Annotated in this window: 11 protein-coding genes; 7 read left to right on the forward strand and 4 right to left on the reverse strand. The window is 74.0% G+C overall.

From position 1 onward, the window contains the following. Positions 1-11 precede the first annotated feature (11 nt). The gene (locus ACI1MP_RS23990) at positions 12-545 is read left to right on the forward strand and encodes a hypothetical protein (protein WP_404869437.1); all 534 of its coding nucleotides are present in this window, start codon (positions 12-14) and stop codon (positions 543-545) included. Here the strand turns inward: ACI1MP_RS23990 and ACI1MP_RS23995 are convergent. Together ACI1MP_RS23995 and ACI1MP_RS24000 are read right to left on the reverse strand one after the other, a co-directional pair. Beyond that, on the reverse strand, positions 496-1632 hold the full coding sequence (locus ACI1MP_RS23995) for a sensor histidine kinase (RefSeq protein WP_404869438.1): 1137 nt from the start codon (positions 1630-1632) through the stop codon (positions 496-498). The two genes, ACI1MP_RS23990 and ACI1MP_RS23995, sit on opposite strands and share 50 nt — an antisense overlap. Continuing rightward, positions 1629-2291 (reverse strand): response regulator transcription factor, encoded by a 663-nt coding sequence (locus ACI1MP_RS24000; protein ID WP_100588572.1) that lies wholly within the window; start codon positions 2289-2291, stop codon positions 1629-1631. Before ACI1MP_RS24000 ends, ACI1MP_RS23995 begins: the two co-directional genes overlap by 4 nt. Before the next feature lie 144 nt (positions 2292-2435). Here ACI1MP_RS24000 and ACI1MP_RS24005 point away from each other — a divergent pair, with 144 nt between their 5' ends. After that, entirely contained in the window at positions 2436-2969 is a 534-nt protein-coding gene (locus tag ACI1MP_RS24005; RefSeq protein ID WP_404869439.1) for a M15 family metallopeptidase, read from the forward strand. A gap of 27 nt (positions 2970-2996) precedes the next feature. On the opposite strand, the gene ACI1MP_RS24010 is transcribed toward ACI1MP_RS24005, so the two are convergent. Continuing rightward, a complete protein-coding gene (locus tag ACI1MP_RS24010) occupies positions 2997-5702 on the reverse strand; it encodes an FtsK/SpoIIIE domain-containing protein (protein ID WP_380341104.1) in 2706 nt (901 codons plus the stop codon). A gap of 342 nt (positions 5703-6044) precedes the next feature. On the opposite strand from ACI1MP_RS24010, the gene ACI1MP_RS24015 reads away from it, so the two are divergent. From ACI1MP_RS24015 to prfB, 3 genes are all read left to right on the forward strand, one after another. Further along, entirely contained in the window at positions 6045-7874 is a 1830-nt protein-coding gene (locus tag ACI1MP_RS24015; protein WP_404869440.1) for a protein kinase domain-containing protein, read from the forward strand. Positions 7875-8010: 136 nt separating this feature from the next. Then, a complete protein-coding gene (locus ACI1MP_RS24020) occupies positions 8011-9261 on the forward strand; it encodes a serine/threonine-protein kinase (protein ID WP_404869441.1) in 1251 nt (416 codons plus the stop codon). Between the two features lie 35 nt (positions 9262-9296). Then, positions 9297-10400: a peptide chain release factor 2 gene (gene prfB / locus ACI1MP_RS24025; protein WP_043916412.1), complete on the forward strand. Its 1104-nt coding sequence runs from the start codon at positions 9297-9299 to the stop codon at positions 10398-10400. Between the two features lie 96 nt (positions 10401-10496). Here prfB and ACI1MP_RS24030 read toward each other — a convergent pair whose 3' ends face one another. Beyond that, positions 10497-10685 (reverse strand): hypothetical protein, encoded by a 189-nt coding sequence (locus ACI1MP_RS24030; protein ID WP_043914202.1) that lies wholly within the window; start codon positions 10683-10685, stop codon positions 10497-10499. A gap of 260 nt (positions 10686-10945) precedes the next feature. Between ACI1MP_RS24030 and ftsE the strand changes: the two genes are divergently transcribed. Continuing rightward, positions 10946-11635 carry a cell division ATP-binding protein FtsE gene (gene ftsE / locus ACI1MP_RS24035; RefSeq protein ID WP_033253741.1) on the forward strand — a complete coding sequence of 230 codons (690 nt, stop codon included), beginning with the start codon at positions 10946-10948 and terminating at the stop codon, positions 11633-11635. Positions 11636-11646: 11 nt separating this feature from the next. Then, positions 11647-12555 (forward strand): permease-like cell division protein FtsX, encoded by a 909-nt coding sequence (gene ftsX, locus ACI1MP_RS24040; RefSeq protein WP_043914200.1) that lies wholly within the window; start codon positions 11647-11649, stop codon positions 12553-12555. The last annotated feature ends 35 nt before the right edge of the window (positions 12556-12590 follow it).

The raw sequence follows: 12590 nt of genomic DNA on the forward strand, positions 1-12590 counted from the left end.
CAATGGCGGGCATGACCGATCCCGTGTTCGACCGGCTCGCGGAACTCCTCGGCGAGCCCGACGGGCAGGCCCCGCAGGCGAGTTGGGACGCCTCCGAGGCCATGCTCGGGGTCCGGCTGCCGACCGGCTACAAGACCTTCGTGGACCGCTGGGGCCCCGGCACCCTGGACGGCTTCCTGAGCGTGCTCGGGCCGCTCGACGGCACGGAGGACGAGGCCCGCGAGCTGTGGGGCCTCTGGTACGGCTGGAAGCCCGGCCAGCAGCGCAACCTGGACTTCGACCCGTTCCCGTACCACCCCGAACCCGGTGGGCTGATCGGCTGGGGCGCCGACAAGTACGGCGGCGCCTGGTTCTTCCTCGCCCAGGGCCCCGACCCGGACCGCTGGCCGATCGCCGTGGTCAGCGACACCGGCCAGTGGTACGCCACCCGCGGCACCTTCCCCGAGTTCCTGCTGCGCTGCCTGGAACGCGAGAACTACCCGCTGTTCCTCGACCTCACCTGGCCGCGCCCGCAGCCCCACTACCGGCCGTACCGGGCAGACTGAGCACCGCCGTCAGCCCCCCGTCCGGGTTGCCCGCCAGTCGCAGCCGCCCGCCGTGCGCCTCCGTCACCGCCGCGACGATCGCCAGCCCCAGGCCGTGCCCGCGCCGCACCGGACCACGCTGCGCCGTCCGGCCGCCACCGCGCAGGAACGGCTCGGTGAGCGTGGCGACCAGCGGACCCTCCAGCACCGGGCCGGAGTTGCGCACCGTCAGCCGCACCCGGCCCGGGTGCTCCGGGTCCGGCCCGGTGGTCAGCTCCACCCGGCCGCCGGCCGGTAGATTGTGCCGGACGGCGTTCTGCAGCAGGTTCACCGCCGCCTGCCGCAGCAGCACCTCGTTGCCGACGGCCGGGGCGGCGGACAGCTCCGCGTCGACGGCGACACCCAGCTCGGCGGCCTCGGCGGCCACCGCCGCCAGCGCCTCGCGGACCGGCGCGGACAACTCCAGCGGCGCCGAATCCGGCGCGCCGTGCGAGAGTTCGGCGAGCTGCAGCAGCGCCTCGGTGACCTCGATGCCGCGCCGGTTGGTGTCCAGCAGCCGCTCCACCAGCCGCGGCCAGTTCTGCCCCGCCGGGTCGGCCGCCGCCACCTGCAGCATCGTCCGGTTGATCGCCAACGGCGTGCGCAGCTCGTGCGAGGCGTTCGCCGCGAAACGCTGCTGCGCCTCGAACGAGCGCTCCAACCGGGCCAGCATCTCGTCGAAGGCGTCCGCGAGCTCGGTGAACTCGTCCCTCGGCCCCGCCAGTGCGATCCGGTGCCCCAGATCCCCGCCGGACGCCCGCCGGGCCGCCGCCGTCACCTCCTGCAACGGCCGCAGCACCCGCCCCGCCACCAGCCAGCCGCCCGCCATCCCCACCACCGTCAGCAGCGCCAGCGCGTACCCCGAGGCGGTCAGCAGCGAGTTCAGGATCTCCTGCCGCGACGGGGCGTCCGAGCGGTAGCGCGGATTCGCCGACGTCAACGGGTAGTTGGGGACGTACTTCATGCCGACGTACACCACGCCCAGACACAGCACGCCGGTGGTCACGGTGAACAGCGTGTAGCTCAAGGTCAGCCGCAGCCGGGCGGTCAACCGGCGCGGGCGGCTCACACCGCGTCCAGGCGGTAGCCGACACCCGGCACGGTGTGGATCACCCACGGCTCACCGAGACGCTTGCGCAGACCCGAGATGGTGATCCGCACCGCGTTCGTGAACGGGTCCGCGTGCTCGTCCCAGGCCCGCTCCAGCAGGTCCTCCGCGCTCACCACCCCGCCGCGCGCCGCCATCAGCACCTCCAGCACCGCGAACTGCTTGCGCGCCAGCGCGACGTACCTCCCGTCCCGGAACACCTCGCGCCGGAACGGATCCACCCGCAGCCCCGCGAACTCCAGCACCGGCGGCGCGGACTGCTCCGGCCGACGGGCCAACGACCGTAGCCGCACCACCAGTTCGGCCAGATCGAACGGCTTGGTCAGGTAGTCGTCCGCCCCCAGCTCGAACCCCGCCACCTTCTGGTCCAACCGCGCCGCCGCCGTCAGCATCAGCACCCGGCAGCCCAGCCCCGCGGCGACGATCCGCCGGCACACCTCGTCCCCCGACATCCCCGGCAGGTCCCGGTCCAGCACCACCACGTCGTACCGGTGCACCCCCAGCCGTTCCCACGCCGCCTCCCCGTCCCCCGCGACGTCGCAGGCGATCGCCGCCAAGCGCAACCCCGCCTGCACCGCCTCGGCGAGGTACTCCTCGTCCTCCACCACCAGCACCCGCACGCGACAGCTCCACTTCTCGACGATCGGACATCCATTGAACCCGACGCCGCGTCTCGAAAACGTATGCGGAAACGCAGACGCCCTCGCAACACCGCCCGCCCTGCAATGGAGCCCGGAAACGAGCGCACGGAGCAGGAGACGGATATGCGGAAGACCACACGGCGGACGATCACCGCAGTCGGGGCGGTGGCGGTGCTCGGAGCGGTGGCGGCGTTCGCCGTGGGGGGACCGGGGCAGGTGCGGGCCGCCGACGGCGAGCTGGCCACCGGTGTCTCGGCCAGCCCGTTCGACGACGGTTCGGCAGCGGTGAGCAGGCTCGATCCGGCGCTGCTGGCCGCGTTGCGGGCGGCGGCCACGGACGCGAAGGCGCAGGGGATCGAGCTGCGGGTCACCTCGGGGTGGCGCAGCCGGAGCTATCAGCAGCGGCTGCTGGACGCCGCGGTGCAGAAGCACGGCAGCCTGGAGCTGGCACGGCGGTTCGTGAACACGCCGGAGAAGTCCTCGCACGTGTCGGGCAAGGCGGTGGACGTCGGGCCGACCGACGCCGACGACTGGCTGAACCGGAAGGGCGCCAGGTACGGGCTGTGCCAGGTGTACGCCAACGAGATGTGGCACTTCGAACTGCTGACGACGCCGGGCGGCCGTTGCCCGGCGCAGCTTCCGGACGCCGCCGGCTGAGCGGCGCCGTCCGGAAGCCCGGAGCGGTCAGCTCTCGGTGGCGCGGCGCAGGGCGGAGGCGAGCAGGGCGAGGTCGGTGGGGCCGTTGCCGAGTTCGCGGACGGGGCGGGGGGACGGGGCGGCGCCGTGGTCCTCCAGGCGCTGGGCGACGACGGTGGGCCGGAGCGTCGCGGTGCGCGGGATGCGGCCGCTGACCCGGGCGCCCTGGAAGGCGGTGACGGCGCCGTCGGGGCGGCGCAGGTAGCCGCGGCCGGGGGTGGTGCCGGGGAGGGCGGCGGCGTCGGGCAGGTCGATCAGGAGGTCGGAGTCGCCGGGCCGGTCGGTGCGCAGGGCGATCCGCAGCTGTGCGGCGTCGTCGAGTTCGGTGCCGACGGTGGTCTCGGGCGAGCCGGTCGCGGCGACCACGTGCACGCCGAGGCGGGCGCCGCGGGTGGCGGCGGCGGCCAGGGCGCGGGCGAGCGGCCGGCCGCCGGGGGAGGCGGGGCCGAGCAGTGCGTCGAGGTCGTCGACGACGACGACCAGGCGGGCGGGGGCGGTGTCGGCGGCCGGGGCGTCGGGGGAGCGGCGGGGTTCGACCACGCGGCGGCGGTCGCCGGGGTCGTCGGCGGGGCCGCCGACCAGTGCGGGGGTCTTGTCGAAGATCCGCCGGGTGTGCCACTCGGTGAAGCTGAGCCCGTCGAACAGGGCTTCGCGGTGGGCGAGCTCGTCGAGCAGGCGTTCGGCGGCGAGGAGGGCGCCGCGCGGGTCCTCGGCGGCGTTGACGTGGTCGGTGACGTGCGGCAGGTCGGTGCAGCCGGCCAGGCCGCCGTCCTCGGCGCGGTCGCCGTCGATCATCAGCAGCGACAGCCGGCCGGGGCGTTCGGAGACGGCGAGCGAGGCGGCCAGGCTGCGCAGCAGTTCGGACTTGCCGGAGCCGGGGCCGCCGCCGATCAGCAGGTGGTCGCCGTCCTCGGCGAGGTCGACGGCGCAGGTCTCCTCGCCGGCCGGGCCGCGGGCGGTGCCGAGCAGGGCGGCGGCGGCGCCCGCGCCGGCGGGCAGCGCGTTCCAGTTCTCGGCGAGCCGGGCGGGGGAGAGCGATTCGGAGCGCAGCAGATCGAGCAGGCGCAGCGCCTCGGGAAGCGGTCCGCGGGCGGCCTCGGTGTCGGTGGCGGCCTCGCGCAGCGGGGCGAGGGTGCGGGCGAGGCGCTCGGCCCAGGCGGGGGAGACCGCGTCGAGGGCGATGTCGGTGAGGCGTTCGCGGGCGCCGCCGGCCGGACGGTCGAGGGTGAGGCGGGTGGCGACCTCGCCGGTGATCAGGCCGAACGCGCCGAGCCCGGTGGGGAGGTCCTCGGGGGCTTCGGCGAGGCAGAGGACGAACACGCCGGCCGCGGGGCCCTGCCGGAGCAGCAGGCCGAGGGCGCGCCGACCGGCCTCGGTGCCGGGGTCGCCGTCGATCAGGACGACGGTGGCGGGCACGGCGGCGGTGGCGGAGGCGAGTTCGGTGAGCCGGGCCTCGGCCTGGTCGGGGCCGAGGCCGTACAGCAGTCGGCAGGCCTGGTTGTGGGCGGGCCGCAGGTGGGGCAGCCACTGGGCCCAGGCCCAGTCCTCGGCGTGCTGCTCGGGGGCGATCACCACCAGGGCGAGGCCGCTGGGCGGGTGCAGCGCGGCGAGTTGGGCGAGCGCGGCGCGGGCCAGGCCGGTGAGGCGGTGGCGCGGGCCGGCCAGGCCGAGGCTGCCGGCGGTCTGCAGGTCGACGGTGGCGGGGACGGCGGGCAGCAGGGTGCCGGGGGCGGTGCCGGGGCCGCCGGGGAGGTCGGCGGTGCCGAGGCGCAGGGTGAGCGCGTCGGGGTGGTCGGGGCCGCGTTCCCACAGCCGGGGGCCGGCGCCGAGGGCGGCGAGCAGCAGGGCGGCCGGGTCGGGCCAGCGTTCGCGCTGGTTGGCGGCCTGCCTCAGGCGGGCGGTGGCGTGCTGCCGGTCGGTGTCGACGGCGGGCGGCTCGGGGCGGGTGCGGCGCAGCCAGCGGCCGCGGCGCTCGCCGGTCTCGGCGACGGGTTCGGCGGCGGGTGCGGGGCCGGCCGGGCGGGCGGGCGCAGTGCGGGCGGTGGGGCGGGGGGCGAGCCGGAGCCGGCCCTCGCCGTCGGGGGTGGCGGTGCGGGCCGCTATGTCGGCGGGGTGGGCGAGCTGGAGGGTGGACTCGCCGATCCGCAGCAGTGCGCCGGGCGCGAGTTCGGCGCTCTCCTCGCGCAGGTAGCGCTCGTCCAGCAGGGTGCCGTTGGTGGAGCCGAGGTCCTGGACGGTGGCGTGGCCGTCGGCGCTCAGGTGCAGGGCGAGGTGCAGCCGGGACACGTCGGGGTCGTCGAGCGGCACGTCGGCCTCGGTGGAGCGGCCGATCCGGATGCGTTCGCCGTGCAGGCGGTGGACGCCGCCGGCGTCGGGGCCGCCGACGACGCGCAGTTCGGCGGCGGGCCGGCCGGCGGTGTCCTCGGTGTCCGGGTCGGGTTCGCCGAGGGCGAGGACGGCGCCGTCGACCAGCGGGGGGTGGCCGAGCGGGAGCTGCTCGTCCAGCCGTTCCTCACCGGCGTACAGGTGGACGTGGGTGGCGGAGCGCGGGCCGCGGACGCCGACCGCTCCGGCCAGCGCGGTGGCGACGGCGCCGAGCGTGGTGCCGGCCGGTGCGGTGACCAGGACGTCGGCAGAGCTCCCGGGGCCGGTCGGGCCGCTGCGCGGTCGAAGGACGGTGAGCCGGATCTGCATCACGCCCGGGGTCCCTTCTGCACACGTGTGGTGCCTGCCATCCTGCCACTCGGGACGGACAGTCCGCGCACGGTACCGGATTTGACGATCTTGCGATCATCGACATGGTGAATCCGACGCCGAGTCAGGTCAAGGATGCCCGGACACCCCAGGTGGCCGACAGTGCGCGTCCGACCTCGGCAACACCTCGGAAACCCGCGCGGGCACCGTTAGAGTTGCCGAAAAACCGGGAGCCCTCGCGCGCGGGCGGTTCACCGGAGGCCCCGGCGCCGTTCACGGGAACGGGGGAGTGCCGGAACGCGGCCCCGCAGCGGGCGCGGGGTGACCGAACGGAGTGCACAGGTGCGGCCTGTCGGAAGCAAGTACTTGCTCGAGGAGAGCCTCGGACGCGGAGCGACCGGCACGGTCTGGCGCGGCCGGGTGCGCGAGGACGTCGCCGTGCCGGGCCTGCAGCCCGGCCAGGCGGTCGCGGTGAAGGTGCTGCGCGAGGAGCTCGCCGCCGACCCGGACGTGGTGATGCGCTTCCTGCGCGAGCGCTCCGTCCTGCTGCGGCTGACCCACCCCAACATCGTGCGCACCCGCGACCTGGTGGTCGAGGGCGAGCTGCTCGCCCTGGTGATGGACCTGATCGACGGCCCCGACCTGTTCCGCTACCTGCGCGAGTCCGGCCCGCTGTCGCCGATCGCCAGCGCGCTGCTGATGGCGCAGATCGCCGACGCGCTGGCCGCCAGCCACGCCGACGGCGTGGTGCACCGGGACCTGAAGCCCGCCAACGTGCTGCTGGCCACCCTGGCCGTGGACGGGGGCGAGCAGATGTACCCGATGCTCACCGACTTCGGCATCGCCCGCCTCGCCGACTCCCCGGGCATCACCCGCACCCACGAGTTCGTCGGCACCCCCGTGTACGTCGCCCCGGAGTCCGCCGACGGCCGCCCGCAGACCGCCGCGGTGGACGTCTACGGCGCCGGCATCATGCTGTACGAACTGGTCACCGGCCGCCCGCCGTTCCAGGGCGACAACCCGCTGGCGATCCTGCAGGCCCACCTCGCGCAGGAGCCGCAGCGGCCGCGCACCATGCCCGAGCCGCTGTGGACGGTGGTCGAGCGCTGCCTGCGCAAGGACCCGGCCGAGCGGCCCACCGCCGTCTCGCTGGCCGAGGCGCTGCGGGTGGTGGCGGCCGGCATCGGCGTGCACTCCTCCCCGGCCGCCGTGGACGCCGCCCTCTCGGTCGGCGCGCTGCTGGTGCCCGACCCGGCGCCGGCCCCGCCGGCGCCCGCCCACGAGCCCGCGCTCGGCGGCAACGGGTACGACCCGGCGGCCGCCACCCAGGTCATGACGCACCGTCAGGCCGTCCCGGGCGCCGAGGACCGCACCCAGCTGATGAGCCCGCAGCCGCCCGCGCCGCCCGCCGACCGGACCGCGGTGATGCCCTCGGTGCCGCCGGCGCCGCCCGAGCAGCAGCCGGACGGGCCGCACCCGTGGCAGACCCAGATGCAGGCCGCCCGGGACCGCAACGAGCAGACCCGGATCGGCTACTTCGAGCCGGAGGACCTGGCCGACCCGCAGGTCGCGCCCCGCCCGTACCAGGCCGGCCAGTACCCGCCGCCCGGGCAGCGCCCGCCGGTCGCCCCGCCGCCGTACCAGGCCCCGCACCCGCAGCAGCCCGGCGGCGGCCGGTACGCCCCGCAGCAGGGCCCGTACCAGCCGCAGCCCGGCCGGCACCCGCAGCAGGGCGGTCAGTACCCGCCGCAGGGCGGCGGCCAGCAGGGCGGCCAGTACCCGCAGGGCCGCGGCGGGCGTCCGCCGGTCGCGCCGCCGCCGTACCAGGCGCAGCAGCAGCCCGCCGGCCCGCCGCCCGGCTACGACGGCCGGCCGCAGGGCCACGGGGCCCCGCAGCGCCGGGCCGAGCCGGCCCCGCCGCGTCGCCAGGAGCCGCCGTACCGGGAGCCGGAGCCGCCCCGCGAGCGGGAGCGCGAGCCGCGCCGGCGCAGCCGCAACCGGATGTGGATCCCGGGCCTGGGCTGCGCGAAGGGCTGCCTGCTGGTGCTGGTGGTGCTGGCGCTCGGCTGCCTGGCGCTGTGGAACTTCACGCCGCTGCCGCACTACTGGGACAACGTGGTGGGCTGGTTCGACTCGGCGAGGGACTGGGTCGGCAGCCATACCGGCAACTAGGATTGACGCTTTGTCGACAATGCCGCGAAATTCCACCGGATCGGAACCTCTCCGGGGGCCCTCCACGGCCCCCGGAAGCCGCTCGGGCGCGTAGGTTGTTCGTCGAGCACCGACCTCACGAGCCCACGGAGCAGCATTGGCACGCAAGATCGGCAGCCGGTACACGGTCCACCAGGTGATCGGCCGCGGCTCGGCCGGCACGGTGTGGCTCGGCGAGGGCCCGGACGGGCCGGTGGCGGTGAAGCTGCTGCGCGAGGACCTGGCCGCCGACCAGGTCCTGGTCGGCCGCTTCGTCCAGGAGCGCACCGCCCTGACCTGCCTCGACCACCCGCGGGTGGTCGGGGTGCACGACATGGTGGTGGACGGCAGCGACCTCGCCCTGGTGATGGACCTGGTGCAGGGCACCGACCTGCGCACCCGGCTGGAGCACGACGGCGTGCTCGCCCCGCTGGTCGCCGCCTCGGTGATCGCCGACGTCGCCGACGGCCTGGCCGCCGCGCACGCCGCCGGCATCGTGCACCGCGACGTCAAGCCGGAGAACGTGCTGCTCGACCTGGCCGCCCCGCCCGGACCCGGCGGCGCCCCGCGGGCCAAGCTCACCGACTTCGGCATCGCCCGCCTGGTCGACGCCCCCCGCCGCACCCGGGCCACCCGGATCATCGGCACCCCCGACTACCTCGCCCCCGAGATCATCGAGGGCCTGGAGCCGCGGGCCGCCGTCGACATCTACGCCCTCGCCACCGTGCTGTACGAGCTGCTCACCGGCACCACCCCGTTCGGCGGCGGCCACACCGGCGCGGTGCTGCGCCGGCACGTCACCGAGAACGTCCCCCCGGTCGAGGGGATGCCGGACGGCCTGTGGCGGATCATCTCCGAATGCCTGGCCAAGGCCCCCGCCTCCCGGCTGCGCGCCTCCGAGCTGGCCTCCCGGCTGCGCCTGCTGCTGCCCGAGCTGGCCGGCGTCGGCCCGCTCGCGGTGCCCGCCCAGCGCACCGCCACCGAGGAGGCGCCCACCCCCGGCGAGGCCGTCTACGCCGAGGCGGACGCCGGCCGCGGCACCCACCGCCGCCGGCGCGGCCCCGCCGTCCCGCTGGTGCCCGGGCCCACCCCCGACTCCACCCGGGACACCCACACCAGCCTGCGCCGCCCGTCGGCCGGGGAGCTCGCCTCCTACGCGGAGGAGTCCCGCGCCCAGCGCACCCAGCCCGCGCCCGGCACCCACCGGCGCACCCGGGCGCAGCAGATCCGCCGCCGCCGCACGCTGGCCGTGCTGATCGCCGTGATCCTGCTGCTCGCGGGGGCCGCCGCCGCCTGGACGGCGTTCGCCGCCGAGCCCCCCGCGCACGCCGCGGGCGCCCTGTCCGGCACCTGGCACCCCCGGTTGTAGCCGAGCCCCCCCGGCGAACCATTACCCTTGTGGGCGTGGCAGCCGTCGATCCTTCCGAAGAGCTCAAGAACCTCGATTCGACCATGGCGTCGATCGAGGCCGTCCTCGACCTGGACAAGATCCGGGCCGACATCGCGACCCTGGAGGAGGAGGCAGCCGCCCCCAGCCTGTGGGACGACGTCGCAAACGCGCAGAAGATCACCAGTCGGCTCTCCTTCCTGCAGGGCGAACTGCGCAAGGTGGAGTCCCTGCGCGGCCGGGTCGAAGACCTGGGCGTCCTGTTCGAGCTCGCCGAGGCCGAGGACGACGCGGACACCCGCGTCGAGGCCGAGAACGAGCTGGAGGCCGTCAAGAAGGCCGTCGAGGAGCTGGAGGTGCGCACGCTGCTCTCCGGCGAGTACGACGCCCGTGAGGCCCTCGTCAACATCCGTGCCGAGGCGGGCGGCGTGGACGCCGCCGACTTCGCCGAGCAGCTGATGCGCATGTACCTGCGCTGGGCCGAGCGGCACGGCTACCCGACCGAGGTCTACGACACCTCGTACGCCGAAGAGGCCGGCATCAAGTCCGCGACCTTCACCGTCAAGGCCCCCTACGCCTACGGCACCCTCTCCGTCGAGCAGGGCACCCACCGCCTGGTGCGCATCTCCCCGTTCGACAACCAGGGCCGCCGGCAGACCTCCTTCGCCGGCGTCGAGGTGCTCCCCGTCGTCGAGCAGTCCGACCACGTCGACATCGACGAGGGCGACCTGCGCATCGACGTGTACCGCGCCTCCGGCCCCGGCGGCCAGGGCGTCAACACCACCGACTCCGCGGTCCGCATCACCCACATCCCCACCGGTGTGGTGGTCTCCTGCCAGAACGAGCGCTCGCAGATCCAGAACAAGGCCTCGGCGATGAACGTCCTCCAGGCCAAGCTGCTGGAGCGGCGCCGCCAGGAGGAGCGCGCCGCGATGGACGCGCTCAAGGACAGCGGCAGCTCCTGGGGCAACCAGATGCGCTCCTACGTCCTGCACCCGTACCAGATGGTCAAGGACCTGCGCACCGAGCACGAGGTCGGCAACCCGCAGGGCGTGCTGGACGGCGACATCGACGGCTTCATCGAAGCGGGCATCCGCTGGCGCAAGCAGCGCGAGAGCTGAAACCGGCAGTAGCGAGCCGAAGCCGGTGGTCACCGGCACGAAGAAGGGCCCCACCGCCTCGGCGGTGGGGCCCTTCCCGTCGAACGGTCCCGGGGGTCAGCGCATCAGCAGTGCCAGCGCGAGCACCGCGGCGCACAGGACGGCCAGCAGCACCGTCGGGTTGAGGGTGGCGAACGGCCCGTGCTGCTCCTGCTGGAGCCGGGCGCGGTTGGCGCGACACACCGGGCAGCGGCCGTCGATGACGCGGCCGTTGCAGTTGGCGCACACCAGTTGGTCGCAGGTCATGCGTGTCCTCCTTGCTGCAGAGCCAACGTGCCGGAGGCGGCTTCGGTTCCGACTCTCCTACCACTCTGCCAGGTTCCGGACACCTGGGCCCCCGGAGGGGAAGGGTCGGCGAGCTGTGACGTAGCTCGCAATTCCGGGTCCGAACCGGAACCGAAGCACACGGAATCCCGATCGGTAGCCGTGCGGTTACTGCGGGTACGCGAGGACGTCGCGTAAGGTCGCTGACTCCGATCCACCTAGGATGGCCCCGTGATGCAGCCGTGATCAGATTCGACAACGTCTCCAAGACCTATCCCAAGCAGAACCGTCCGGCCCTGGACAACGTCTCGCTGGAGATCGAGAAGGGCGAGTTCGTCTTCCTGGTCGGCTCGTCCGGTTCGGGCAAGTCGACGTTCCTGCGCCTGTGCCTGCGCGAGGAGCGCCCGTCCACCGGCGCGGTGCACGTGCTCGGCAAGGACCTGGGCAAGCTCTCCAACTGGAAGGTGCCGCACATGCGGCGCCAACTGGGCACGGTCTTCCAGGACTTCCGCCTGCTGCCGAACAAGACCGTGGGGCAGAACGTGGCGTTCGCCCTGGAGGTCATCGGCAAGCCGAAGAGCGCCATCAACAAGGTGGTGCCCGAGGTGCTCGACCTGGTCGGCCTCGGCGGCAAGGAGGAGCGGATGCCCGGCGAGCTGTCCGGCGGTGAGCAGCAGCGCGTGGCGATCGCCCGCGCGTTCGTGAACCGGCCGATGCTGCTGATCGCCGACGAGCCGACCGGCAACCTCGACCCGCAGAACTCGGTCGGCATCATGAAGCTGCTGGACCGGATCAACCGGACCGGCACCACCGTGCTGATGGCCACTCACGACCAGGCGATCGTCGACCAGATGCGCAAGCGCGTCATCGAGCTCGACAAGGGCCTGCTGGTTCGCGACCAGGCCCGCGGCGTCTACGGCTACCAGAGCTAGAAGAGAGAAGCATGCGCGCCCAGTTCGTTCTGTCGGAGATCGGCGTCGGTCTCCGCCGCAACCTGACCATGACGATCGCCGTCGTGGTCAGCGTCGCGCTCTCGCTCGCCCTCGCCGGTGCCTCGCTGTTGGTCCGCGACCAGGTCAACTCCATGAAGGACTACTGGTACGACAAGGTCGAGGTCAGCATCTACTTCTGTGCGAAGGCGGACCACAACTCGCCCCAGTGCGCGGCCGGAGCGGCCACCGACGACCAGATCAAGCAGGTCAAGGCCGATCTGGACAAGCTGACGCCGCTGGTGCAGAGCTCCACCTTCGAGAGCCCGCAGGAGGCGTACCAGCACTTCAAGCAGTCCAACCCGGACAACCCGCTGCTCGCGGCGGTCGGTGCGGACGCGCTGCCGGCGTCCTGGCGGGTCAAGCTCAGCGACCCGACCAAGTACGACGTGATCCAGAGCGCCTTCGCCGGCAAGCCCGGCGTGAAGTCGGTCGAGGACCAGCGCAAGATCCTGGAGAACCTGTTCGGCCTGCTGCGCGGCCTGCAGACCGCGGCGTTCGTGATCATGGCGCTGATGCTCTGCGTGGCGCTGCTGCTGATCGTCAACACCGTCCGCGTCTCGGCGTTCAGCCGACGGCGTGAGACCGGCATCATGCGACTGGTCGGCGCGTCCAACTTCTACGTGCAGATGCCGTTCATCGCGGAGGCCGCGTTCGCGGCGCTGCTCGGCGCGGGGCTGGCCTCGCTGCTGCTGGTGGGTGGGCACTTCTTCATCCACGGGTGGCTGGCGAAGAAGGTGCTGTTCATCAACTTCATCGGCCTGTCCTCGGTGTTGGCGGTCATTCCGCTGCTGGTGGTGGTCGGCATGGCGATGGCCGGCATCGCGGCGTTCTTCACCCTCCGCAAGTACCTGAAGGTCTGACGGTCCGTCGGCGGACCCGGCGGGTGGCCCTACAC

Origin of the sequence: Kitasatospora griseola, from assembly GCF_044999035.1 — a bacterium.
Classification (GTDB): Bacteria; Actinomycetota; Actinomycetes; order Streptomycetales; family Streptomycetaceae; genus Kitasatospora; species Kitasatospora griseola.